We start from the raw sequence: 25,132 nt of genomic DNA on the forward strand, positions 1-25,132 counted from the left end.
TACTCACGCTCCCGCCACGTGGCGATTTACCAGGCCGTTGAGCAGCGCAGCTGCGGTCGTCGAGTCGTCGACGGTGACCACGTATTCGCGTCCCCCTGCCGTGCGGACCGATAGCGCTTCCCCCGAACGCAACACCACGCCCCGCCGGTTCGGGCGTATCCGATAGCCCCAGCCGCCGAAGTCCCCCATAGCGTTGACCTGGATGCTGCTGGCCCTGACGATGCTGCCGAGCGGCAGGGCCAGGCGAGGCCTGGGCAGGACCGTCGAGGCAACGGTAAGTCCGCGCCGGTCGACGGTAACCCGGACACCGGCGAACGGTGCACAGGTAAGACCCAGGACGAGCGGCAGGAGTCCCGCCTGCCAGGGACCGAACGCCACGGCGAACAGCCCGCAGAGTGTGACGACGCTGGCCGGGAACAGCAGTGCGCGGGAGATTATGGTGCGACTCCAGGCCGCAGCCTCGCCCTCGGTCAGCAGTAGGGCAGGGGACAGCCTCCTCGTGGACGCGGAGCGCGGCCCGCCGCTCGTCAACCACCAGGTCAGCGCGCCGGTGGCCAGGCCCGCGAGCAGTAGAACGGCCATATGCCACATCGGCAGTTGCACTTCAGTCGGATCCTGGACGTCCGTGTTGACAAGGACGGTGAGGACTAAGGGATAGCCGAGCGTGACTGCTGTGCCTGCGCCGATCGCGGCGGTCAACCTCGCCCCACGGCTCTCCTTGGAGACCAGGGTCAGCACTGTGAACAGCAGCCCAAGACCAACGAGCAGGCCACTGCCGAACCACAGCGCGGCGGTCCGGCTCGTGAAGCCGTCAGCCCCACCATCCCCCGAGAAGTGGGTGGCGATCCGCCCGGGCAGCCGGTCGTAGCTCGCCAGAAAGATACCGACGTAGGCGGCAGTAGCGACGCCGAACGGAACGGCCGTCAGGGTGCACCTGCGAATGACGGTCATGACGCCCTTTCGTGTCATTGTTCCACCCGCTGCCCTCGACGGGCGTGCCCCAGGCCGGACAGATGCCGGCCTTCGGGGACGCGCGGGCCAGCGCCCTGCTCGCGAAGGCCGCCGCGGCCGGGCTGAAGCCGAAGTCGGACACCGAACTGCTGCCCGTGCTGCTGGAGCTGACCGGCTCGAACATCCCAGTCAACAAGTGGCCGACCCAGCTGAAGTGCCTGTTTCGGGCTCGAGGGCCAGGTTCCTGTGACGCAGGTCACGGAGAAACGGTGACAGGGTGTTGTCGCGGACAGCTGCGACTGTCGACGGCATGACGATCATCGATAAGGACTGCCTCGCCGAGACCCTGGCATTCAACGAGCAATTCGCGGCTGCTGCCGCGAGCCGTCCCACTCGCGGGGAAGCGCCGGACGCAACCGTGCTGGCGCTCCTGCGGCGTAACCGACTCGGCGGCCACACACCACCGGTGAGACTGTCGCACGGCCAAGACCGCGTCATAGCAGGCGGGGTGAAGGTCCGGGCGTTCGTGCCCGACCACGTCGACGGCATATACCTGCACATACACGGGGGTGGCTGGGCGTTTGGCTCTGCGGACGGGCAGGACGAGAAGTTGTGGCAGCTTGCCGTGAAGGCACGGCTGGCCGTAGCGAGCGTGGAGTACCGCCTGGCGCCGGAGCACCCGTTCCCCGCCGGACCCGACGACTGCGAAGCGGCCGCCCGGTGGCTCGTGGAGAACGCTGCAGCTGAGTTCGGCACCGGGCGGCTGCTGATCGGTGGCGAATCGGCCGGCGCCCACCTGAGTGTCGTGACACTGCTGCGCCTTCGCGACCGGCACGGCATCACTGGCGCGTTCCGGGCGGCCAACCTGCTCTTTGGTCCCTACGACCTGTCGATGACACCGAGCCAACGGTCGTTCGGCGCCAAGCGGCTGCTGAGCAATACCGACTCGGTGCGCGGCAGCTATGAGCTGTTCACACCCGGGATGGGGGCGGAGCAGCGCCGCGCCCCGGAGGTCTCGCCGCTCTTCGCCGACCTGACCGGCCTGCCGCCCGCCCGGATCGTCGTCGGCACCGAGGACCCGCTGCTGGACGACTCACTGTTTCTGGCCCAGCGATGCCAAGCGGCGGGTACGCCCGTGCAGCTCGTCGTCGTCGCCGGCGCGATGCACGGCTTCACTCTGTTCCCGCTGACCATCACCGAGCGGGAACAGACGCGTGAGCGGGAGTTCCTGGCCACGGCGGGACGGTAACGTCGGCCGGATGAATCGCACTGCCCGGCTCTATGCGCTGGTGGAAGAGTTGCGCGCGGCAGCGCCGCGGCCGCTGACAGTCGCGGCGCTCGCCGCACGGTTCGAGGTCAGCACGCGCACGGTGCAGCGCGACCTCCAGGCGCTGATGGAGTCCGGTGTCCCGGTGCGCACCACACCGGGACGCGGCGGGGGCTGGACGATCGATCCGGCGATGACGCTGCCCCCGATCCACGTCACCGCCGATGAAGCCTCGGCGTTGGCCGCCGCGCTGGCCGCGGCCGACGCTTCCGTCCCCTACGCCGGGGCGGCCCGCACGGCGTACCAGAAGATCGCGGCATCGATGACCGGTCCTGCCTCGGCGGCGGCCCGGGAACTGGCCGTACGGATCGTCGCGCTGCCGTCGCGGACCGACTCCGCAGTCCGCACCACAGTGGAACAGGCCCTCACTCACACTATGGTGCTGCGGCTGTCCTACATCGACTCAGCAGGAACCGAAAGCGACCGCGTAGTGGAACCGGCCGGACTGCTCACCGCCGACGGCCGCTGGTACCTCATCGCCTGGTGTCGCACACGGCGGGCCGGCCGAGGCTTCCGGCTGGACCGGATCGCAGCGGCGGCTCCAACCGGTGAGCAAGCGCAGCCCCATGACCTGGCCGAACTGCTACTCGGCTCGGCCGCCGCCGGTGCGGTGCAGCCCACCGCGCTGGCCTCACTCACGTCCGGGCCTGACTCGTGAATTGCGCAGCACGGTTGGAGGTCGTCTCCACAGCGGGAACAGGGCCGAGCCGGCCCTTCCGTCGATTGCTTCAGGAGCCCTTTCGTCGGTGCATCAGGCTTGGCGGGCGGGGCTGACTGCTGGGTACGGCATCGCCACCCGCTACGAGAAGCCGCCACCATCTACTTGGCCGGACTCCACATCGCAGGCATCTTCCTATGGTCCGCCCGTTGATCCAAACGAAAGTCCCTAGGTGGCAGCTGCGATGTCATGGGATCTGGGCCGGAACAATGATCAGCTTGTCGGCGATTGCGCCGTTGTCCAGGAGGACGACGTCTGCGGCTGTGACACGGAAGCCAGCTTTGGAAAGGATGCTCGCGTACTCGCCGGTCCCTAGAACGTGCTCGGCCCGCAGTGAGGTGGTCAAGTCGAGTACCTCGGCGGCGTCCTTTGCCCCGCGGCCGGTGCCGAAAGTGATCTCGAGCAGGTCGAAGCGCACCATGCGGTTGGGGCTGACGCGGACCGAGGTCTCGATGAACAGCGCACGCTGGGTCTGGCCCCGCAGAGAATCAAGGAAGCGGCGTGTCAGGACTCCGCGGACGAAGGGTAGAGCGCGTCCCCCTCGGGCGATCTTGATCGTCGCGGGGTAGATCGTGCGCTGGAACTTGTAGCCGGCGCGGCGGCGGACCTCGCGCGACAGGCTGGAGAAGACACGTCCTTCGACCTTGGCCTGCTGGGCTTGCTCCCACGCGGCGTCTTGGCGTTCCCAAGCTGCGGCTGTACGAGCGTCGACGGGTTCACAGTAGAGATCGTCCGGTGCCGGCTGAGGATCCCCGGAGGGTCGGCCGCGCTGGCCTCCCACGTTGTCATCGGGATCGAATTCGCTCAATGGATCCCGCTGACCGGTGCTGCCTTGACGGCCGCCACGGCCTGGGCGGCTCTCCGTACCTTCGCTGCTGCGCGGCGGCCGACTGAAGACGACTGTCGAACTGATGCCGCCGACGACCACGAGCTGCTCGAGTACCTGCTGCCAGCCGAACATGCGGATGGCCGGCAGCGTGAGCGCACGTGTGCCGCTCAGCGCGATCGCGCCGCCGGCCAGGGGCGGGCCTCCTCCTCTGCCCCCCGACAGTGCCGCGACCCCCAGCTCGTAGACACCGTAGGTGAGCATCGCGGCGTCCAGCACGTTGATCACCTTGCGGACCCACGGTGCCCACTCACGCGCCTTTGCCTCCAGCCGCTCAAATGCTGTCCTGGTCGTTGTCAGCGCAGGCTGGACGGCTGAGAGCGTCTGCCCGAGCAACTCGCTCCGGCGGCCCTCCAGCACGCCCAGAGCATTGCGCAAGACCGGATCGGTAACCGTCTCGATCACCTGCAGCGACAGTTGACGCAGCTGCGTCGACGGGATGCCGGCCCAGAACAACGCATAGAGGGCCGTTGCGACGTTTGTATCCCAGCGCACTGCGTCGGTGGCCACGACGCAGGCGTAGAGGACATCGGCCAGGCGGCGGCGCAACTGCGGGTTGTCGGGTGCTGCGCCATAGGCCGAGAGCGCTTGGCGCGCTGTGTCGAGCGCCAGGCGCAGAAACTTCTGATGCCGCTCGGTAGGCTGACGGACCAGTTGGTCGAAGCCGTCGAATACCTGGCTGTCCATTGTGCCGAGGCCGAAGAAGGACCGCGCTAGGGCGGAAACCGACCGTTCCATGTCCTGGCGGCCCGCCCACTCGCTGGAGATCGCGTCGCGCTCGGCGTCCAGGCGAGTAAGGATCTGCGCGGCAGCGTGGACGATTGTCTGGTCGACTGCCATGAGGCCGAGGGGCCTCGCTGGCGGTCCGGCCGGGGGAGGTTGACCGGCCGACGTGTCGGACGCGACTGCGGGGGTGGGCAGTGAATGCCCCGCTGGGTCAGCCACCGTCGGGGCAGATCTTGACGGTCGGCTCGTGAGGAGCGGCACCGAGGCGGGCCATGGCATTGGCGGGCAGGTCGCTGCCCGAATCGAGCCACTGCAGCGACGTCGGAAGGGCGACCTCCCAGCTCTCGCCCGGGATGCCGTCGGCTGGCGGCATCAACTGGTCGCGGATCTCCTGGGCGATCGACACGTACAGGGGGTTGTCAGGTACGGGGGCGCACGAGGCGCCCAGCCACGGTTGGCGGTACAACAGCCAGTGCTTGACGGCTGCTGAGAAGCCAGGGCGCACAGGCACCACTACTCGGGCGGAACCTGATCGCAGAAACTGCCCCAGTTGTGGGTCGACGGTTTCCAGGTCAGAGAGCCGCGCCCATCGGTCACGGTCAGCCCAGTAGTACGGGTAGCAGACCCACGAAAGGTTCGACCACTCCAGGCACTGCTCAAGGAACTGGATCTCGGGAGCGGTCGCCAGCGCGGCGGCGATGTCGATATCGGGTGTGATGTCGTCCGTGGTGTCGGCCGACGATGGCTGGACGCGCACCGCGGGGCGTCCTTGGAACGGTGATTCACCGAGCAGCCAGGACACTACGTGCCGTCGCAGCTCGGCGCGGATCATCTCGTCGTGCCGCACGGGCGAGCGTTCGGCCAGAGCACCGATCGCCTTGCCCGACCTCGCCTGCTCGGCGCGCCACTCGCGCACCCAGAGATCGTACGCGGTCCGTAGACCGTCATAGACGTCCTGACGCCAGGCGGCTCGCGCCTGCTCTGTCACGGCGCAAGTGGCCTCCACCGTCACCGTTCCCGATGCCGCTCCGGTGAGTGTGGCGGCGATGGGCAGTTTCACGGAGACGGGCGGCGTCAGCGCGGATACAGGCGTGGTGTGGTGCAGGTGGGCATCGAGATACTGCGGGTGAGAACTTGAAGTCCCCGTGGACTGGATCGTATTCGTGTTCGCCGCGTCAGGGCCGGGCTGCTGCACGAAGAAGAGCTGGTCGCCGACGGCGACTGAACCGGTGATGGTGTGGAAGCGCTCGAGGTCTTCCCACCCCACGCTGCTGGAATACTCGCGTCGCCACCATCCGTGGATCGGGGTGGCGTCGATCTTGACGATGACCTGCGTGGCGGCATAGCCGGCGGGAATCGCCAGCTCTTGGCGCTCGCCGATCGAGTTCGCGTTCCACAGAGTGGTCGAGTTGCTGGGTAGGGGCTCGGGGGAGCGGATGGTGAACGACTGGGAGACGCCGATGCTGGCCTCCATAGGCTCCGGCAGGCCTGTCGCGCCGAACTTGGCTGCCAGCTGTAGGTAGTTATCGGGAGTGATGCCTTCGAGCGGCAACTCGAACCGGTCGGGCGGCTGGGGTACGGTGCCCTGATCGTCCTGAGGACGACTGAGCTGAGTAAGCAGGAAGCGGCCGGGCTCGGGTATCTCGAACTCGAGCTGCAACCGGTCGGGATAGCGCCAAATCTGAAATCGGTCGACGCGGTTGACCCAGCGGTAGATGCCACGAACGTGCTCATCGCCGGTGTTGTCGATCTCGTGGCGGGCAACATCAGTGACCCGGGTGAGCGAACGCTGAACACGCTCGGTGCGTGTCCGAGACTCGATGCGCGTCGCGGCGCGGGCGACGGCACGTTTGGTCACGTCGGTGGCGCGGGTCGTCGCCTCTTCGAGGCTGAAGTCTGCAGAGAAACCGGCGGAGACGTCGAGCTTGGTCGGGCCGTATTGTCCTGAGGCGTCCACCTGACCGTCGGCGCGGAGCGCGAGATCCATCTGGCGGCGGGTCTCCTCGCGAAACGACGACTCCTCGGATGTCTCCGAGGACGTCTCGGTGACCGAGGTGACATCCGCGGCGCTGAGCTCCGTGTTCTCCCGTTCGTCGACGCGTGTGAGGCGCTGCAGGTGTGACTCGTGTGCTAGTACATTTCGAATGTCGGCGATCTCGCCGGCGACGTAGCACCGCCACTCCTGACGGATGACGAACAGGTCGCTCACGCAGGCGCGGCGGACAAGCTTCACTTGCGGCTCCGGCAACACCCTGGGAAAGGGCGGGTCCGGCATCAGTAGTACACGGCGGGCGAGGAGGCGGAAGGTCTTCTCAGGGCTCAGTGGCTGTTGAAGGGCTGAGCGGCGTTCTACCAGGCCGAGCACGAGCATGAGCCGTGTCAGACGCTGGGCCAGCTCGCCTCGGGTGGGGATGAGGAGAGCGGCCGCTATGGAGTCCACTATGCGCATCCATGCCGCAGAGAAGGAGTAAGCGAAACGCTGTCGGTCTTCGAGCGCCCAGGCAAGCACCTCGGAATCGGGAGCGTCGGGCGGAACGTCAACACGGATCGCTGCGCGTGTCTCGCGGGCAAGCCAGGCGTCGAGGTGATCAGCCTCGGGCCGATGATCACACGTAACGAGCCAGCGGTCGAGGCGGCCAATCAGAGCGAGCACCGGCTGCGCGGGGAGCGGGGCGCCACTCTCCGAGAATGCTCCGTAGGGATCCAATCCGTGGGCGAGGGCATTCTCGTTGACCGCTTGTTCATCATTGCTGAGGTACGACTCTGCCAATGACTGGGCGGTGGTGGCACGCTCGTTGGCGTCCCCGATGGCGGCGGCCTCGATGAGCTGTTCCAGGAAAGAGCCTCCGCCCCAGTGACGACTGTCCTCGGCCGGGCCTTCGTCCCACACTGTTGGCATCGTGGCATCCGAATCGGGCTCGGCGCGACGTGGCGAGCGGACGGCAGAAAACGAATAGAGCTCTGGCAAGGATTGCCTCCCCTAGGACAGCTTCAACCGGCCTTGCATACGAGAACCCGACTGTTCTGCATTGGCCGCCATCAGATACTCTGCGCGCGCCGACAATGCGCACGCGTTGGTGGGTCGAAAATGACGAATTCCATCGACGGTGCCACTGGTAACGGAAAGCTGAAATGCCGGTCTTCCGTCGCTCCAGGTCGCCGACGCGCGACTTCGATTCCTCTCCTAGGTGCGGGCCGGGTTCAATATAGTCCCGCGCCCTCGAGAGGCCAAGTCCCTCGAGCGTCTCAGCTGCAAGTGGTTCTCTTGGATGCTTGAGTGAAAGAAGCGAACCCCTGCGCGGCACCACAATTAAAAGAACCCGAGCTTGCAGATAAGAATTGCAATGCGAACGGATGCACGAAAGGGAGTGTGGTTTCTGGCGCACGAGCAGCCGGGGTAACAGTGATTCCGAGGTATGCCGCCCCGCAGACGACTGGGTCACCAGGTTTGGTAAACGGCAGGAGATCGCCCCCGCACACCGCCCACGTCGACGGTCTCACCAGCTCCCGCGCGCGCCACGGGGTCCATCTGTGCCCGCGACGTCCCTCTCCCGCCTCGGCATCGACGTCCGTGTCGGGATCGGTACGTCCATCACGGTCGCCGCCACCGCCTCCGAACAGATCGAGGCGCCGGGCGGTGTGCTGGCCATTGACCCCGACCAGACCACCGCGTGGCCGGCCACCCTCCCGGTGGAAGCCCTCCACGGCATACGGCGTACACAGCGTCGGCCTGCTCGCTGCCATCCCGCTCGCCACTGTCCAGCGCCTCCTCGGTGGCCGGGCCGCTGGTAGCCGGGGCGCGGTTTGTCGGTCGGGGTCGTAGCTCAGTGGCTGGCCAGGGCGACCAGACTGGTGGCCATCGCGTTGATCGGTGTGAGCGTGGCCGCGAGGGGACGGCTGCGCGGGTGAGTGAGGTCGGGTGGCTTGCGTTATCGCGGCGGGCAAGGTAGCCGGCGGCAGCACCGGTCAGGGCGGCGATGATACCGGCGAGGGCGCAGACGATCAGGATGACGGCAGTTCGGTCGCTCACGATGCTTCCTTCCACATGTCAGCGCTGCGGTGCTGGATGAGCCACTGTCGTCGGCAGGTCGTTCACCATGGTGCCGGTGAACGAAGATGGACATGGCCGAACAACACCGGTAGGGGCGGCGGGTTGTGCGTGGTTCGAGGGGCGGGGAGCGTGCAGAACAGGGGGACGCGTCGGTAGAACGGGCGCGGCTTGAGGCTGGTCTGGTGCAGGCGGGTCTGACGAAGACTCAGCTGGCCGGCGTTGCGGGGTTGGGACGCACGGTGGTCAGCGAGGCGTTCAGTTCTCTAAAGCCGGTGTCTTCGGCACATACGGTGGCCGCTCTCGCACGCGTTCTCCGTCGGGACGCTAAGGAGCTGTTGGACCTGCGTACTGCGGCAGTCGGCCCGAAGCAGGCGGGCGCCGACGGGCTGGGGCGGCTTATCGATCAGTGCGACCCGCACGATCTGGAGGTTCACCCAGCCATCGATGCTCCGCCCAGCACCGGTCCTAGGGCCTGTCTGATGGGTCAGTCGCCGGACCCGCTGGACGGTTCCTGGGAGACGACCGTCGTTATTGAGCGGCTTGGAAGCGGGCTGGAGTAGACGACGCTCGTGGTGACGGAGCCCAGAGCAGCGATGCGGCCCGTGGTGCGTTCCAGGTCGCGCATCGAGCGAGCCACAACCTTGAGGACGAAGCAGTCCTCGCCCGTTACATGGTGGGCCTCCACGATCTCGGGTGTGGTGTCGAGCAGGTCGTGGAACGGCTTGTAGTTGCCAGTGGGGTAGCGGAGGCGGACGAAAGCAAGGATGTCGAGCCCCAGGGCCTCGGGGCTCACGACGGCGGAGTAGCCGGAGACGACCCCGCACTCCTCCAGCCGTCGGACTCGTTCAGTAACGGCGCTCGGCGACATGGAGACGCTACGGGCCAACTCGGCATAGCTGGCACGCCCGTTGCGTTGGAGGGCTTCCAGGATGCGCATATCGGTAGCGTCAAGGGGATCAGCGGCCATAGCCGATAATTACCACGGAGTCCACGGCGAACGGCGAGTAGGGCCGTGGATCGTGAGTTCCGGAGGAAGGGGCGGGGAGCATAGCGTCCAGGGCATGACCAAGACCCAGATCAGCGCCGCCCTTCGGGTGCCGCCGGCGGCACCCGCCGAGGCGACCGCCTTCTTCATCGCACGCCTCGCCTTCCAGGCAGATGTGTCCGATGTCCATGCCTCGCTGGAGTCCGGCGACCCGGGCTTCGTGCTCGTCGACTCGCGGGGAGATGCCGCGTGGACGCAAGGGCGTGTGCCGGGAGCGGTGCACCTGCCCACCGCCGAGATCCCGGAGCGCGCCGCGAGCCTGTTGGATCCGGCCGTTCCAGTCATCACGTACTGCTGGGGGCCCGGCTGTGACGGCGCGACCCGTGCTGCGCTCGCCCTTGCCCAGCTCGGCTATCGCGTCAAGGAGATGATCGGCGGGATCGAGTACTGGATTCGCGAAGGGCTACCCGTCGAGGGGGCGGACGGGGTTGAGCGGCGGGCGGTCGACCCGTTGACGGCACCGGTCGACGCCGCCCACTGCGCTTGCTAGCCCCGGGGGAGAAGTCCCCGGGGCCCGGCATATGGAGTCGTGGTGCTCAACGACGCGCGGGCCAGGTGGCATGCGGTGGCCGGCCGTGGTTCCTCCAGCACTTCGGCGGCCTTCCGCGCGATCTTCGCGACGTGCGGCGGCAGGTGGCTTTCCAGGGATTCCGATTCGGCTGGCAGCATGCTGACCCCTTGACCTGCCCAGCTGACGGGCCGATCGTGGCCGCCGCGTCACGCCCCACCCTGAAAGGGAACCTTGCATGTCGCTCTCCCGTGAGCTGCGGTTCAGCTACCAGGTGGGAGGCAGGCTCAGCCCTGCTGGCAGAGATGACCCGCTCCGCGGCAGGCCATCCAGTTCTGCTGCGGTGCCCGGCACGCCGCGCACGAACTCGTGCTCTGTTGAGGCTCTTTGAACTTCCCCACCCCTGCTCAGCAGTTCTCCGGACCTGCTCACCTTGGATCCCCACTCCAAGGTGAGCGAACTGCCCGAGTGCAGTCGACAGTGGGACGTGAAAGCTCGACCAGGGTTGCCGTGGCCGGAGACATCGGTCTTATCGGAAGGCGGCGATGTGACGCTGAGCCCAGTCGGCGAAGGTGCGGGGCGTGCGGCCGAGGACCTGCTCGACGTCGGGGCTGATGCGCTGTTCGGCGAGGGTGGGCTCGCCGAGGATGGTCAGCGTGGTCTCGACCACGGGCTCGGGCATGAACTGCAGCATCTGCGCACGGGCCTCGTCGCGGGTCTGCTCGATGAACCGGACGGGTTCGCCGAGTGCGTCGGCAATCGCCTCGGCCCGCTGACGGGGCGTGTTGAGTGCGGGCCCGGTCAGCTCGTAGATCTGTCCGTCGTGGCCGTCCTCGCGCAGGACTGCGGCGGCAACCTCGGCGATGTCGTCCGGGTCGATGGTCGGCAGGCCGATGTCGGCGAACGGCGCGGCGACGGTCCTTCGGGCGCGGACCGACTCGGCCCAGGCGTACGCGTTGGAGTTGAAGCCACCGGGCCGCAGGATCGTCCAGGCCATGCCTGATTGCTGGACGGCGTCCTCGATGATGCGTGCCGTACCTCCGTGGGAGGCCGACCGGGGGCGGGTCGCAACTCCTTGGGACGACAGCAGGATGACCCAGCCGACGCCGCCGGCTTTGGCGACATCGAGGATGTCCTGTGGGCTCAGCAGGTGCGCGCTGGGGCCGCCGTTCTGCAGGAACAGCGCGTCGGCTCCGTCGAATACGGGCCGAAGGCTCTTAGGATCGACCAGGTCCGCCCGCCGGTACTCGACGTTCTCCGGCACGTCCGCGTCCGAGATCCCCCGGGATGTCGCGGTCACCTGCACACCAGTTGCCGCGAGGGCCTGCACGAGCGATCGGCCGACGTTGCCGGTTGCCCCCGTCACTACGATCATGAACAACTCCCCTATCAATTCAGCATGGTTGTCGCCACCCGAGCGGGTGGGACCGTCGTGGAGAGCTGCTCTCCGGGCGACACGGGGACGCTAACATCGTCGATATAGTAGGTACCTAGAGGAAAGTGACTATCTCAAGGGGGTGTACATGGCCGACAATGCTGACTGGGTGGCAGCCGCGGAGACCGACCCGGAGCTCGCCTGTCCGACCAGTGCGGTCGTGGAGATCGTGTTCAGCCGGTGGACGACGCCGATCCTTTGGACTCTCAACAGGCATGGCCGGCAACGGTTCGTCGAGCTGGAACGACGGATCGGCACGATCACACCGAAGGTACTGACCCAGCGGCTGCGGCAGCTGGAACGTGACGGCATGGTTGTGCGTACGTACCACCCGGAGGTCCCACCTCGGGTCGAGTACGAGATCAGCGAGCTGGGTCGCAGTCTGGCCCCACTCTTCGCCCACCTCGCCGAATGGGCTGCCGACAACCTGGACAAGGTCGAGCAGGCCCGGCACGACTACGACACCGATCCACCCAAGTAGCGCGTCAGCGAGAGGGCTCGATCCGTGCCGGATCTTCCACTACCTGGTTGATCCCGCAACCAAGTGGAGCGAAGAGACGGACTGGCGATTTCTCAGAGTCCCAACAGCTCTGCGCCGGCTGCGCCCGCCTGCCGTTCATCGAAGCGGATGCCGAAGGCTCACCCGGCAATCTGTGCCCGGCCTGCCGGGAGCAGTTGGAACCGGAGGACCCGGCCTGACCACACCGATCCGCACACGCAGAAAACGGCTCGAGCTACCCACCGCCATCACACGGGCTGCGGCAACCTTCGCCGCCGTGCTCACCGTTGCGGGCAGATACAGCCGCGAACGCCGAGTAGAGGGGAACTGGAGGTACTGGTCGCCTGTCGTATGGGACACCGCCGCGGCGACAGCCGCATCCGTCACGTCACCAGCCTCGCCCTGGACGCCCGACAAGGCGACGGGGGAGGAGGGACCAGGCCCCTGACCCTCCCGTACAAGTGCAGGCCCCCCGGAGGGCGCTCCCCTCCCGGTCACCTGTTGCGGGCGCGGAACTCCGGGGCCGGGGGCAACGAGCATGTGCCTACGAACCTTGGTCGTTGCTGGTGGTGACCGGGAAGGATGCCTCGTCGCGGTCCGTGCCGTCGGTGATCCACCATTTGTTCCCGCCGAGAAGGGCCAGTTCTGCGCGGCCGTCGTCGTCGAAGTCGTGGACGGCGAAGAGCGTGCCGTCGACGGGGCCGTCGTCACCCGGCACGGAGCGCTTGGTGGCGCGCCAGGGCTTCGACCCGAGGCCGTGCTGGGAGCCGCCCCGCAGCACCTCGATCCGCGCGTCCCCCGTCTCCTTCTTCATGGTGAGCTGTACGGCCAGGTCGTCGCAGCCATCGCCGTTGATGTCTCCGGCGGCGAGCCGGGTGCCGAAGCCCTCCTTGAAGTCGCCGCCCTCCATGGTGACCCACTTCCCCGGCTCTTTCCCGTAGCGGACCCTGACCTGGCCGCGCCGGTGGGGTGTGTCGATCTCGTCGTAGCTGTCGACGAAGCTCCGGCCGATGGCGATGTCCTGCCGCCCGTCGCCGTCGAAGTCACCGAAGACGACGTTCTCGCCCTGCGGCAGCCGCTCGGGCTCCTGGCTCAGGCCTCCGGCGGTACGGGCGCCGCCGGTGAACAGCAGGGGCGGATCCCACGGGGAGTCGTAGAGCGCGAGATCGGTGGCGCGGTCGTCGTTCGCGTCCCCGGCGACCAGCACGGGTGAGGCGCCCTCGTGGACCGGGCTGGGGATCTCCGCGGACCGGGTGGGTGCGCCGGAGCGCTTGAACGGTCCCTTGAGGACGACCAGTTCCTGATCCTCGTTGGAGTACCTGATGGCCGCGAGGTCGGTGTGGCCGTCCCCGTCGAAGTCGCCGGCGATCGGCGCGGTGTCGTATCCGCTGCCCGGCAGTTGGACGCGCCCGTGCGGTCCGCTGGCCTGCGGGCCCTTGGGGCCTCCCCACAGGACTTGGGCGGCGCCGCTGACGATGAGGTCGGCGTGGCCGTCCTCATCCAGGTCGGCGACCGTCGGCTGCCACGGGTCGTCGCCCGTCTGGACGTCGTCCGGCAGACCGAGGTCGTCGTGGGTGAGAACGCTCGTGCGGTCGTGGTCCGGACCGTGCTCGGAGCCGGGCACGACGGTCACGTCGAAGTTCTCCGCCGTGTCGGAGAACTCGTGCACCAGATCGACGAAGCCGTCTCCGTCGAGGTCGGGGGCCGCGGGCGGGTCCTCGTGTGCCGAATCGGCTGGTCGGCAGGGGCTGTTGGGCACCGAGCGCGCGCCGTCGGACGGGAGAAGGACGAGGAACGCCACCACGGCCACCACCACGAGAAAGGCCGCCACGGCGTGCCACATGCGCAGGTGGCGGAAGAACGGACCGTCTGCTGTCGGAAAGTGCATCAGCCCACTTCACGGGCGTGGACGCCGCCCGCACAAGGAAGCGCATCATTTCGTTACGGGGGCGATGCACGGCGGCCCTGCCTTCTCGGCGTTGGCGGGCGGGGCGGGCAGGTCGTCGGTAGCGGTCTTGCGGACCCCGGCGTTCTCGGCGGTGGTGGTCACCAGGTCGGCCGGGGCGCAGGACAGGATGTCGCAGAGCGCGGCCGTGATCTTCGACGACAGGCGTTCCGGGGTGCCGGGCAACCAGGCGGTGGACCCGGGAGGCGGACAGGTCGATGCCCCGTTCGCGCAGCAGCGGCACCAGTTCGGTGGCCGTGAAGATCTGGTGCTGAGCCATGATCTCGCGCAGCCGCCACACGTATCCGACCTTGCGTTTCATGCTTGCTTCCCGGGCTGGGGCTGGGGCTGGAGGCTGCGGCGATGGTGGAGTCCAGATGCCGCCGCGGAGTGCGGGTGCGGAAGTCCGAGGACACGTCGAGGATGTGGCCGGTGCCGCGTACGAGGCGGAACATCTCGGAGATGTGCACTGTGCCACCCGGCCGGGCGTAGGTGAGCAGCTTGCCGAACTTCGGCCGCTGGAGCGGGTGGAGGTGGCTGGAGGTGCCCGCATCCTCCTCGAAGGCGACCGGGTCACCGATCCCGGCCTCGTCCAGGAGGAGGTCCTGGCGGGGCGGTCGACTGCTGGTCGGTCGAGACCCGCTTGCAGACCAGGTTCGCCACTCGTAGGCCCCTTCCGTATGGAGGATTGGTCCCTATCTGTCGTCAAACCCTGTCAGCAGTCAGATCGGACCTGATTGGATTCGAGCCGCCGCGAACCCCCGGATTACACGGGTTCATTGGGCGCGCGGCCAGCCTGTCGTCAAACGATCGTGTGACGACAGTCGAGTGGCGGCCTGCCGGTGGTCAGGCCCCGCACCTTCTCTCAGGCCCTGCTGGGTGTCCCGGTGATGACCGGGGTGCGGTTCTGGTTGTAGGCCTGGCTGCTGGGCCTTGACGGCGCCGATCCGGGCGGTGTGCGGCACGCGGATGGCCTGGGGGTTCCATTCCGTGAGCGCTGCCAGAATCGACGCAGTGACGATAAAAATCGACACGGTGTAGGCTTTTGCTGAAGAGGGCGACCCGGCTCCTCGCGAGACCTCTCTGGAGGAACGATGGAGAAGCAGAACTGGCTCATCACCGGCGTCAGCACGGGCCTGGGGCGCGCTTTCGCCCAAGCCGCCCTGGCCGCCGGGCATACCGTCATCGGCACCGTCCGCTCCGAGAAGGACCTGCGGGCCTTCGAAGAGCTCAGGCTCGGGCACGCTCACGGCCGTCTCCTGGACGTGACGGACGGTGACGCCGTCTCCGGCGTGGTCGCGGAGGTCGAGCGGAGCGTCGGCCCTCTGGACGTCGTCGTCGCCAACGCCGGCTACGGCCTGGAGGGAACCTTCGAGGAAACCCCGCTGGCCGAGGTGCGACGGCAGTTCGAGGTGAACGTGTTCGGGGCGGTGGCCACCCTGCAGGCGGCGCTGCCCCACATGCGCCGGCGCCGCCGCGGACACCTGATGGCCGTCACCTCCATGGGCGGGCTCATGGCCGTGCCCGGCATGTCCGCCTACTGCGGCAGCAAGTTCGCCCTGGAGGGAATCCTGGAGGCGCTGGGCAAGGAAGTCGCACAGTTCGGAGTCCACGTGACGGCGATCGAGCCCGGCTCCTTCCGCACCGACTGGGCCGGACGGTCCATGACCCGCACGGCACGGTCCATCGAGGACTACGACGAGCTGTTCACCCCCATCCGCGAAGCACGGCAGAAGGCCAGCGGGAACCAGCTGGGCAATCCGGCCAAGGCGGGGGAGGCGGTCGTGCACATCACGACGGTCGAGCAGCCGCCGGCCCACCTCGTCCTGGGCTCGGACGCGCTGCGGCTGGTCACCGCCGCGCGCACGGCCGTGGACGAGGACATCCGCGCGTGGGAGACACTCTCGCGTACGACCGACTTCGCCGAAGGCGCTCAGCTCTGATGCCCGGCCACCATTCCGCGCGCGGCCGTCGCACCACCGAGCGCAAGGGGGACGTCCGGGAGCGGGCCATCCTCGACACCTGCGAAGCCCTGCTGACGCACAAGGGCTACGACGCCATGACCGTCGGCGACATCGCCCAGGGCGCCGGCATCACACGCGGGGCCCTGTACTTCTACTTCGGCTCCAAGCAAGAAGTGGTCACGGCACTCGTGGCCCGGACCGTCGAGCACCTGTGGGAACGGTCCCGGGTCACCGCGCAGACCGACGAGCCACGCCAGGCCATCGCAGCAGCCATGCAGCGCACGGTCGAGCTGTGGAACGAACACGGCCCGGTCTTGCGCACGGCGATCGACCTGTCGTTGACCGTGCCGGAGATCGGTGAACTGTGGATGCACACGGCTGACCTGTTCATCGCGGCCATCACCGCCGTCCTGGAACACGCCGGCATCCAGGCCGGCGCTGCACCGGACCAGGCCTCGGCGATGGCACGCGCCCTGTGCTGGATGATCGAGCGGACCTTCTACCACGCTTCACAGGAATCCCGCGAGAAGCTCCAAGAGGCGTCGGCTACATGCGAACACATCTGGCTGACCAGCGCCGGCCTGATCACCTGAGGTATCTGCCATAGACGCGGTGAGGCCCGGAACCATGAAGTCCGGGTCGAGCCTTGTCCCCGTGAAGTGGACACCCTTTACGCGTCGCCCAGCAGGTGGGCCGCCAGCCGGCCTCGACACACCAGGGTCATTCCTCTGCGGGAGGCAGGAGGGGCACGATCTCGGCCGCCGGGCGGGCTGTGTGCAGGCTGAGCAGATCGGCGATCAGGTCGTCCAGGGGCGGCCAGGGAAGGTCTCCATGGTCGTTGTAGAGGCTGACCAGGCCGTGCAGCCCGGTCCAGAGCAGGAGGCCCGCCTGCCATTGCTGCTCCGCCGAGGACAGCCTGCGCCCGCCCTCGGCGGCCGCTGCCAGGGAGGCCGTGACGGCCTCGAGTGGTTCGGCTCCGGCGCCGTGCGCTGACCCCGTGATCAGGTCGTCCGGCATGCGCCCGCCGAAAAGGGTGCGGTAGTGGCCGGGCTGGCCGACTCCCCAGCGTACGTAGGCGGCGCACCGGGCGGCGAGGTCGGCCAGCGGGTTCGGGGCGGACTGCGCGGCTTCGTCCATCAGGCTCGCCAACTCCGCGTAGCGCAGTCGCAGCACGTGCTGGACCAGCGCGCTCAGGTCGGGGAAGTGGCTGTAGATGCTGGCCGGTGCCACCCCGACCTCGCGTGCGACCTGCCGCAGGGTCAGCTTCTCCGGCTCCTCGAGGGTGGACAGCAACTTTGCCGCGGCGTCCACGAGTTGGGCCTTGAGTACCTGTCCCTGCCCGCGCGGATTACGGCGACGGGGAGCGGACTGCTCCTGCGGCGACACCTTGGCTCCCTTCTGACCAGGCTGAACGATTGAGCAGCAGGGTTTCACCGTACAACCGGGTCTGGCCTTGACATCACTAACCAACAGTTGTTTAGTCATGTCGCCAACAGTTGTTCAGTCAAGGGATGGATCATCATGCGCATCGCCATACTGGGAGCGTCGGGGCGGACCGGCGGCACGCTCGTGGGTCAAGCGCTGGAGCGGGGGCACGACGTCGTGGCACTGGTCCGGACGCCGGCCGCGTTCGCCGTGCCCGCGCCGCGGCAGGTCGAGGTCCGCAAGGCGGATGTCACCGACCCGCGGAGCTTCCCCGACCTGGCCGACGTCGACGTGACCATCTCCGCCATCGGCATCGCCAAGGGCGACGGTCCGGGCGCACTGGTCGCCGGAGCCAGGGTGCTCGCGGCCGCCGGCGTCCGCACGGTGTGGCTCGGCGCACTGGGCTCGGGCGTGTCAAGCCGGTCGGGCGGGCTGATCTACGCGGGGGTGATGCGGATGTTCGTCGGTTCGGAACTGGCCGAGAAGGCCGAGGCCGACCAGATCGCGCTCGCCGCCGGCGCCACGGTCTTCCACGCCCCGGACGTCACCGACGGCCCCCTCAGTTCCGCCGGCCGCATCGTGCCTTTGGCGGAACTGAGGCGTCCCCTGCTCCCGCCCCGGATCTCCCGGGCCACGCTGGCCTCCCTGCTGCTGGACGAGGCGGAGACGGACAAGCACGGCAGCGGAATCGTCGTACCCCTCGGCTAGGCGGTTTCTTCCGGATCACCTTGCCGACCAGATGAAGATGGCGGCGACGTGGAGTCCGGCCAGGTAGACAGTGGCGGGTCCGGCTCGTCGCGCAGGACACCTTGAACTCGCCGAACCACGGCAGCGGCTACACGCTGAAGCCGTAGGACCATGCCCGATCCTCACTCCAAGCGAGGAAAGAGCGGCTCGCACTCCCAGCGAATGTCGCAGGGGTACGAGCCGCTTTGCGTTTCCCCTTCAGGCCGGCTGCTGCTCCTGCTGGGTCAGCTCCTGAAGCAGCGCGCTGTACTCGGCGGGATGCTGAAGATGGATAACGCAAGAGTCCTCCGCTTGCTGGCGACAGGTCTCGTGGTGCTTTCGGCCGCTCTGGCCGCGGTGGTCGCCGCTTGGGGCGCGCGGTCGTCGGGGGCAAGTTGGCCCGATGTCTTGCAAGGCGCTGGAGTCGCACTCGGTCACCCGGTGGGGGTGAGGCTGTGCAGGCGGGCGATGCCGAGCATGGCGTAGTGGACGCCGTCGCCTTTGAGGCGACAGCCATACTGAGGTCCGTGATCACACGGTCAGGCCGGTCCCGTCGGCCCGACGGAAGACGTCCCCGCACGTGAGGGACGGAGCTGGAGAGCGCTCGGTGAGGCCGCAGGACGAGACCGGCGGCACGGTCACCTTCCTGTCCGACTGGAAGCTGTCCCACCTCCCGTCCGACAACCGGCCGCTGCCGTCGGTTGCCCACTTCCACCCTCCGCCACCGGTGAAAGACGGCATGGCTGGGACGATGCCCCGGTGAACCATTTCTCGCATTTCAGCATCGGTCCTGATCATGACCGGCAGCATCTCCCGGAGCCCAGACCGGCCGAGCCCGGTCAATGGCCGAAGCTGGAGGCCGCACTCGCTGTGGTCAATCGCGACCTGACGGCGACCCTGCCGGATCAGGACGCGCTGATACTGATGGTTGACCCGCCTCGGCAGCCCTTGCCCCCGAGCGGAGTCGACAGGGGTCAGGTCTACGTGGCGATGCCCGACGGCCGCTGGCACGGCAATTCGGTGAATGCGTGCGACCTGAAAAAGGGCGACCCGCCAGAGCCGGACGATGCGACGACGGTCCTGACTGTGGTCGCGGATGCGGCGCAGTCGACCCTCATGGAGTTGCTCTGGCAGGTCTGGCCGATCTGCTCGGAACACAAGATCGGAATGCACCCTCGTCCCGCAGGGACCACTGACGACTGGTACCAGAGCGAAACGGACGCGGCCGGCCCACCGGTGTGGTGGTGCCGGGGCAGCCAAGACGGCGATTGCCACGATGTCTGCCTGGTGGGCGAGTTGGCAGCCACCCTGCCGGGAAAGAAACGTCGCGCACTGCGCAACAGCGAGTGCAAACGAAACGGCCGCCGATAGCCGCAGGGCCAGACAACTGCGCATTGCGGCCGGAATCCACCTGTCGCTGCCACCCGCGAAGTACGGAGCTAGGAGAGTCCAGCAGGCAGCCTCGTATCTCCGTCAGTACGGGCAGAATCGAGCTGCTTCCGCGTCAGGTTTTTCACGCTGGACAGGTCTGCGCCGGACAGGTTCGCATCGGTCAGATTCGCACCCTTTAGGTTCGCGTCGTCCAGAATCACGCCGGCCATTTCCTTGTTCACGGTTTTCAGGTTCGCACCTTCCAAATTCGCGCCGGTGAGGTTCGCGCCCTCCAGGTTCGCGCCGGACACCTCCGTAGACCGGCTGGTGAAGTCCACGTCTTCCAGATCCGAACCGCTCAGGTCCGCGCCCTCCAGGTTCGAACTGCGCAGGTTGACGTCTGCCAGCTCCGAACCACTCAGGTCCGCGCGGGGCAGACTCGCGCCGAGCAGCTTTGCAGAGCGCAGATGCGCACCAGAGAGGTCAGCGTCGGTCAGGAACGCGTATTGCAGGTCAGCGGCGAACAGTTGCGCGTCTCGTAGGTCCGCGTTGACCAGGAGCGCGCGGGACAGCGTCGTGAAGGTCAGGTCCGCGCCTCGCAGGTCGGCGTTGCCCAGGTTCGCGTCTCGTAGATCCGCGGAATCCAGCTTCGCGCCCCGCAAGCGCGTATCGCGCAGGTCCGCCCGGGCCATGGCGGCAGGGGTCTCGTTGAGCGGTCGCCCGATCTCGGCTTCAGGGAGCCAGACGGAGCGGAGGTCAAGGCGGAAGCCTTTGTCGTGAGTGGTGTCGCGGGTGGTGAGGACGGTGAGGGCGGCGTTGACGTCTGCCGGGACGTCCTGGCCCTGCGCCGGCGGCTTCGCGGCGTGGGTGCGGATGTAGGTGGCGAGGACGTTGGCGATGGTCGGGTGGTCACGGGTGGAGTCCTGCATGGTGCGTTCCAGGGCGTAGATGCCGCCCAGACGCACGTCCATCTTGTCCGCACCGAGGTTGCTGACCGCCGCGGTGTACCGGTCGGTGATCTGCCCTTCCTTCGTCAACGCCCGCTCTTGGCGCGCCTGGTCGTTTGCCTGCTGCGTCTGGACATTGGAGTACCACAGGCCGGCTACCGCCACTGCAGACGCCACCAGGACGGACAGCAGTTCGATACGCCGAGCCCAGTCCAGGCCTTCCGCCCTGCTCTGCGGGCCATGACCCGTCGTTCGTAACCGGCCCGGCCGGATGGTGGACCGGGCGGATCGGCGTAACCGCGGACGGCGTGAAGACGCAGGAGGCATACCGATATTCGACCGCGGACATCGCCCCCACGGCAACGATCCTCCCCTCGGCAGCCTCACGGACTGACACCTCAGCCCCGGACCCTGCCTGCCACAGAGTGCCTAGGTGTTGCGGGACATGACGTTGGTGGCACCGGTCAATGCCGGTGAAACCGGGGTGCCTCGGCGGGCTTCGGTCGGGTAACGTGCGGGCCATGTCGAGTCCAGAGTCAGACAGGGGGGCTTTCGGTCACGCCGTCAGCCCCCTGAACCATTGAGCTCACAGTCCTGTCGTCGCGCCGCGTTCTGCGGTCGGACGACGTGCGCCCTTGGGTGCTGACCGCGGTGACGAGATGACCTTCTCGTGCCTCTCCTCACCTCGGAGCCCACTCGATGCCTTTCCCGCTGTACCTGCTTGCCCTGGCACTCTTCGCCATGGGTACCTCGGAATTCATGCTCGCCGGCCTCCTGCCGGACATCGCCTCAGGCCTCGGCGTCACCGTCGGGACAGCCGGCACGCTCACCTCGGCATACGCGATCGGAATGATCGTCGGTGCCCCGCTCATGGCAGCACTTGCCCGCAACTGGCCCGGACGAGCGAGCCTGCTCGCGTTCGTCCTCGTGTTCCTGGCAGCCCACGCCGTGGGCGCTGCCACCTCGAGCTTCCCGGTCCTGTTCGCGACCCGGGTGATCGCGGCACTCGCGAACGCCGGGTTCCTCGCCGTCGCTCTGACAACTGCCGCCACGTTGGTCCCTGCCGACCGGAAGGGGCGCGCGCTCGCCGTGCTGCTGTCGGGCACCACGGTGGCCACAATCGCGGGCGTACCCGCAGGATCGGTGTTCGGCACCCTGCTCGGCTGGCGGGCCACATTCTGGGCCGTCGCCGCGCTCTGCCTGCCCGCAGCCATCGGCATTCTCACCGGCATCCCAGCTCGCCGTGGACAGAAGGACGCGGCTGAGGGGCCGACCCTGCGAGCAGAGCTCGCACAGCTCAAGAGTCCGCGGTTGCTCCTGGTCATGCTGCTCGGCGCGCTGGTGAACGCGGCGACCTTCGCCAGTTTCACGTTCCTCGCCCCGGTCGTGACCGGCACCGCCGGGCTGGGCGAACTGTGGGTCTCCGTCGTCCTGGTGCTCTTCGGCGCCGGCTCCTTCATCGGCGTCACCGTCGCGGGACGGCTGTCCGACCAGCGTCCCGGCCTGGTTCTCGCCGTCGGTGGCCCGCTGCTGCTTATCGGCTGGCCGGCCCTGGCCATGCTGGCCGACCGGCCGGTCGCGCTGCTCGTCCTCGTGTTCGTCCAGGGTGCGCTGTCGTTCGCGCTGGGCAGCACACTGATCACGCGGATCCTCTACGAGGCGGCCGGGGCCCCCGCCATGGCCGGCTCCTACGCGACCGCGGCACTCAACGTCGGCGCCGCCGCCGGACCGCTCATCGCCGCAACCACCCTCAGCACCGCGGTCGGGAACCTCGGGCCGCTGTGGGCCAGCGGGCTCCTCGTCGCGGTCGCGCTGCTGGTCGCGTTCCCCCTGCGCGCCGTGGTCGAGGCAGGCCGGAGCAGCGAGGTGCTCCGGTGACGCATGCTGGCCCGCCTCACCCATGGTGCACACGGTCTTATGGTGCCGGGGGGTTTGTGCCGTCGGTGATCTTCTTGACGATGTCCTGGTGAAAGCCGCGCACGTGAGCTTCCACGAGATCGCCGGCCGCTTGCGTGTCTCCGGCCGCGATGGCTTCGTAGATCGCGTGGTGCTCGGCCCGCAATCGGGAGGCGACCTTCTCCCAGTCGTCGAGCTTGTTGAACGCCGTGAGCAGGGTGTGCCGCACCGCGTTGCGGACCGCGATGGTCATGTCAGCCATCAGCCGGTTGCGTCCGGCCTCGGCGATGGCCACGTGGAAGTCGGTGTCGCAGTCGTTGAACTGCTCTCGGGGCAGGCTTGCGTCGTCCATCCGGAGCAGGGGGTCGCGGATGCGCTCGAGACCGTCCTCGGTGACGAGTTCCGCAGCCAGGCGGGCACTGGCCCGCTCCAGTGTGGCGCGGGCCTCGACGACGTCATCCATCGGGAAGTTCGCCAGCGCGATATGCAGCCGCAGCAACTGGGTGAGACCGGCGTCCGGCATGGCCGCGATCACGGTGCCGGAGGACGGTCCGGTGCCCACGCGTGAGCGCAGTACTCCCTGGGCCTCCAGGACGCGCAGTGCTTCCCGCACTGCGGCCCTGCTGACACCCAGCATGTCGACGAGCTCCCGCTCGGGCGGCAACCGGTCACCGACCCGCAGTCTGCCCGCGATGATCTGCTCCTCGATCCGGGCCAGTACGAGTTCGAAGGTGCGCGAGCGGGGCACTGGCTCCCAGGCCGCCGTCATGTCAGCCATGGAAAGCCCTTTCTCGCGCTGGGTAACTCCCTGTGTGTTGATCATAGCTTGAGTAACCCGCCCCTTGGTCCGACCAAGCTGCAATTCGGCCGTTCGGAACTCTGGACAACTCGGTGCCCGCTGCCTACCGTGAGGAACCAAGTAATGGTCTGACCAAGACCCCAATGTGAGGGTTCATGTACCAGCCAGATCTCTCTCCCGTGGCCGACAGCCTCGCGCTCTCGTCGCTCGTCGCCGTCCTGCCGCTGCTCACGCTCTTCGTCCTGCTCGGCGGCCTGAGGATGAAGGCTCACTGGGCCGGACTTGCCGCACTGGCCGTCGCGGTGACGCTGGCCGTGACCGCTTACGGTATGCCGGCCGACCTCGCCCTGCTCTCGGCGAGTGAAGGAGCCACCTTCGGGCTGTTCCCGATCATGTGGATCGTTGTCACTGCCATCTGGGTCTACCAGCTCACCGTCGTCAGCGGCCGCTTCGCGGACCTGCGCCGGGCCTTCGGCCTGATCAGCGCCGATCCGCGCGTGCAGGCCATCATCATCGCCTTCTGCTTCGGCGGGCTGCTCGAGGCGCTGGCCGGGTTCGGCGCGCCGGTGGCGATCACCGGCGTGATGCTGATGGGACTCGGCTTCGCCCCAGTCAGAGCCGCCGTCACCGTGCTGGTCGCCAACACCGCTCCCGTCGCGTTCGGCGCCATCGCCACCCCCATCATCACGGCCGGCAACCTGACGAAGATCCCGTACACGGAGATCGGCGCATATGTCGGCCACCAGACACCGCTGGTCGCCTTCTTCGTGCCGCTTCTTCTTGTCGCCCTGGTCGACGGCCGCCGCGGAGTGCGCCAGACCTGGCCGGTCGCGCTGGTCTGCGGTGCGGTGTTCGGGCTGGCCCAGTTCGTCAGCGCCACCTACCTCTCGGTGGAACTGACCGACATCATCGCCTCGCTGGCCGCCCTGGCCGCTGTCGTCGTCTTCCTCCGTCTCTGGCGGCCGCAGGGCGGTGAGGAGGCCAGGGCCGATCTCCAGAAGGCGGCGGAGACGGAGCAAGGAGACGGTTCGGCAGGGCAGCCGTCCAAGCCCGGGGACGGCGACCGGCCCGTGGCGCAGTCCGCAACGCGCAACGGCCAGGACGGCAGTGCGGTGACCGGAACGCTCCCGGTGTCGGGCGCCCAGCGGATCGAGGGCCCCAGGATCCTGATGGCCTTCCTGCCCTACCTGATCATCATCGGGGTCTTCTCGCTCGCCAAGCTGGTGGCCCCCCTCAAGGAGTTCCTTGCCGCCTCCGACGTGAAGTTCGGCTGGCCCGGACTGGACGGCGACGTCCTCACCGCCGCCGGCCAGGCGTCGTCCGCCACGGTCTACACCTTCCCCTGGCTGTCCTCGCCCGGCACCCTGCTGTTGCTGTCGGGCGTCGTGATCGCCGCCGTCTACCGGGTGGCCCCGGCAGTCGCCGCCCGGGAATTCACCGCCACCCTGCACAAGCTGCGCTGGGCGCTGCTGACCGTCGCCGCTGTCCTCGCACTCGCCTATGTGATGAACCTGTCCGGACAGACCATCACCATCGGCACCTGGATCGCCGGAGCCGGTACGGCGTTCGCGTTCCTCTCGCCCGTCCTGGGCTGGCTGGGCACCGCTGTGACCGGATCGGACACTTCTGCCAACGCCCTGTTCGCCACGCTCCAGCAGACCGCCGCGAACAAGGCAGGACTTGATCCGACGCTGCTGGTGGCGGCCAACACCTCTGGTGGTGTCGTCGGCAAGATGATCAGCCCGCAGAACCTGACCATCGCCGCCACCGCGGTGGGCCTCATCGGCCGCGAGTCCCAGCTCTTCCGGGCGGCGATCAAGTGGAGCCTGATGCTGATGCTTGCCCTGTGCGTGCTGGTGTACCTCCAGTCCAACGTCCTGGCCTGGATGCTGCCATGAGCCTCAAACCCGCAC

Annotated in this window: 20 protein-coding genes; 10 read left to right on the plus strand and 10 right to left on the minus strand. The window is 67.9% G+C overall.

The features are described 5' to 3' along the window. Positions 1–3 precede the first annotated feature (3 nt). On the minus strand, positions 4–951 hold the full coding sequence (locus SSQG_RS37755) for a DUF1648 domain-containing protein (protein ID WP_003995284.1): 948 nt from the start codon (positions 949–951) through the stop codon (positions 4–6). A gap of 310 nt (positions 952–1,261) precedes the next feature. Between SSQG_RS37755 and SSQG_RS37760 the strand changes: the two genes are divergently transcribed. Beyond that, entirely contained in the window at positions 1,262–2,200 is a 939-nt protein-coding gene (locus SSQG_RS37760; protein ID WP_039935835.1) for an alpha/beta hydrolase, read from the plus strand. Then, a complete protein-coding gene (locus tag SSQG_RS37765) occupies positions 2,166–2,936 on the plus strand; it encodes a helix-turn-helix transcriptional regulator (RefSeq protein WP_244299424.1) in 771 nt (256 codons plus the stop codon). Before SSQG_RS37760 ends, SSQG_RS37765 begins: the two co-directional genes overlap by 35 nt. A 247-nt stretch (positions 2,937–3,183) precedes the next feature. Here SSQG_RS37765 and SSQG_RS37770 read toward each other — a convergent pair whose 3' ends face one another. The 3 genes from SSQG_RS37770 to SSQG_RS37780 all read right to left on the minus strand — a co-directional run bounded on the left by SSQG_RS37770 (position 3,184) and on the right by SSQG_RS37780 (position 9,626). Further along, positions 3,184–4,722: a hypothetical protein gene (locus SSQG_RS37770; protein WP_039934501.1), complete on the minus strand. Its 1,539-nt coding sequence runs from the start codon at positions 4,720–4,722 to the stop codon at positions 3,184–3,186. A gap of 97 nt (positions 4,723–4,819) precedes the next feature. Beyond that, complete coding sequence (locus SSQG_RS37775; RefSeq protein WP_003995289.1) at positions 4,820–7,576, minus strand: hypothetical protein; 2,757 nt, start codon at positions 7,574–7,576, stop codon at positions 4,820–4,822. A gap of 1,567 nt (positions 7,577–9,143) precedes the next feature. After that, the gene (locus SSQG_RS37780; RefSeq protein WP_003995292.1) at positions 9,144–9,626 is read right to left on the minus strand and encodes an Lrp/AsnC family transcriptional regulator; all 483 of its coding nucleotides are present in this window, start codon (positions 9,624–9,626) and stop codon (positions 9,144–9,146) included. A gap of 94 nt (positions 9,627–9,720) precedes the next feature. On the opposite strand from SSQG_RS37780, the gene SSQG_RS37785 reads away from it, so the two are divergent. Then, positions 9,721–10,194 carry a rhodanese-like domain-containing protein gene (locus SSQG_RS37785; protein ID WP_039934504.1) on the plus strand — a complete coding sequence of 158 codons (474 nt, stop codon included), beginning with the start codon at positions 9,721–9,723 and terminating at the stop codon, positions 10,192–10,194. Positions 10,195–10,741: 547 nt separating this feature from the next. Here SSQG_RS37785 and SSQG_RS37790 read toward each other — a convergent pair. After that, positions 10,742–11,587 carry an NAD(P)H-binding protein gene (locus SSQG_RS37790; protein WP_003995294.1) on the minus strand — a complete coding sequence of 282 codons (846 nt, stop codon included), beginning with the start codon at positions 11,585–11,587 and terminating at the stop codon, positions 10,742–10,744. 148 nt (positions 11,588–11,735) lie between these two features. Between SSQG_RS37790 and SSQG_RS37795 the strand changes: the two genes are divergently transcribed. Next, on the plus strand, positions 11,736–12,128 hold the full coding sequence (locus SSQG_RS37795) for a winged helix-turn-helix transcriptional regulator (protein WP_039935841.1): 393 nt from the start codon (positions 11,736–11,738) through the stop codon (positions 12,126–12,128). A 562-nt stretch (positions 12,129–12,690) separates the two neighbouring features. Here the strand turns inward: SSQG_RS37795 and SSQG_RS37800 are convergent. After that, the gene (locus SSQG_RS37800; protein WP_003995296.1) at positions 12,691–14,034 is read right to left on the minus strand and encodes an FG-GAP repeat domain-containing protein; all 1,344 of its coding nucleotides are present in this window, start codon (positions 14,032–14,034) and stop codon (positions 12,691–12,693) included. Positions 14,035–14,079: 45 nt separating this feature from the next. Beyond that, complete coding sequence (locus tag SSQG_RS43335) at positions 14,080–14,277, minus strand: helix-turn-helix domain-containing protein (protein ID WP_003995297.1); 198 nt, start codon at positions 14,275–14,277, stop codon at positions 14,080–14,082. 908 nt (positions 14,278–15,185) lie between these two features. On the opposite strand from SSQG_RS43335, the gene SSQG_RS37810 reads away from it, so the two are divergent. After that, complete coding sequence (locus tag SSQG_RS37810; protein ID WP_003995299.1) at positions 15,186–16,034, plus strand: oxidoreductase; 849 nt, start codon at positions 15,186–15,188, stop codon at positions 16,032–16,034. Next, a complete protein-coding gene (locus SSQG_RS37815) occupies positions 16,034–16,648 on the plus strand; it encodes a TetR/AcrR family transcriptional regulator (RefSeq protein WP_003995300.1) in 615 nt (204 codons plus the stop codon). The genes SSQG_RS37810 and SSQG_RS37815 overlap by 1 nt, the downstream gene beginning before the upstream one ends. 127 nt (positions 16,649–16,775) lie before the next feature. Here the strand turns inward: SSQG_RS37815 and SSQG_RS37820 are convergent, their stop codons facing one another. Then, a complete protein-coding gene (locus SSQG_RS37820) occupies positions 16,776–17,441 on the minus strand; it encodes a TetR/AcrR family transcriptional regulator (RefSeq protein WP_244299426.1) in 666 nt (221 codons plus the stop codon). Positions 17,442–17,576: 135 nt separating this feature from the next. On the opposite strand from SSQG_RS37820, the gene SSQG_RS37825 reads away from it, so the two are divergent. Both SSQG_RS37825 and SSQG_RS37835 read left to right on the plus strand, forming a co-directional pair. Next, positions 17,577–18,188, plus strand: a complete 612-nt coding sequence (locus SSQG_RS37825) for an NAD(P)-dependent oxidoreductase (protein WP_039934505.1) — start codon at positions 17,577–17,579, stop codon at positions 18,186–18,188. A 777-nt stretch (positions 18,189–18,965) separates the two neighbouring features. Further along, positions 18,966–19,577, plus strand: a complete 612-nt coding sequence (locus SSQG_RS37835) for a hypothetical protein (protein WP_003995304.1) — start codon at positions 18,966–18,968, stop codon at positions 19,575–19,577. 68 nt (positions 19,578–19,645) lie between these two features. Here the strand turns inward: SSQG_RS37835 and SSQG_RS37840 are convergent, their stop codons facing one another. Further along, complete coding sequence (locus SSQG_RS37840) at positions 19,646–20,689, minus strand: pentapeptide repeat-containing protein (protein ID WP_003995305.1); 1,044 nt, start codon at positions 20,687–20,689, stop codon at positions 19,646–19,648. Positions 20,690–21,223: 534 nt separating this feature from the next. On the opposite strand from SSQG_RS37840, the gene SSQG_RS37845 reads away from it, so the two are divergent. Beyond that, positions 21,224–22,402 carry a Cmx/CmrA family chloramphenicol efflux MFS transporter gene (locus SSQG_RS37845; RefSeq protein WP_003995306.1) on the plus strand — a complete coding sequence of 393 codons (1,179 nt, stop codon included), beginning with the start codon at positions 21,224–21,226 and terminating at the stop codon, positions 22,400–22,402. Between the two features lie 37 nt (positions 22,403–22,439). On the opposite strand, the gene SSQG_RS37850 is transcribed toward SSQG_RS37845, so the two are convergent. Next, positions 22,440–23,198, minus strand: coding sequence for a FadR/GntR family transcriptional regulator (locus tag SSQG_RS37850; RefSeq protein ID WP_039934509.1), 759 nt, complete (start codon positions 23,196–23,198; stop codon positions 22,440–22,442). 176 nt (positions 23,199–23,374) lie between these two features. On the opposite strand from SSQG_RS37850, the gene SSQG_RS37855 reads away from it, so the two are divergent. After that, entirely contained in the window at positions 23,375–25,117 is a 1,743-nt protein-coding gene (locus tag SSQG_RS37855) for an L-lactate permease (protein ID WP_003995308.1), read from the plus strand. The last annotated feature ends 15 nt before the right edge of the window (positions 25,118–25,132 follow it).

Origin of the sequence: Streptomyces viridochromogenes DSM 40736, from assembly GCF_000158955.1 — a bacterium.
GTDB lineage: Bacteria > Actinomycetota > Actinomycetes > Streptomycetales > Streptomycetaceae > Streptomyces > Streptomyces venetus.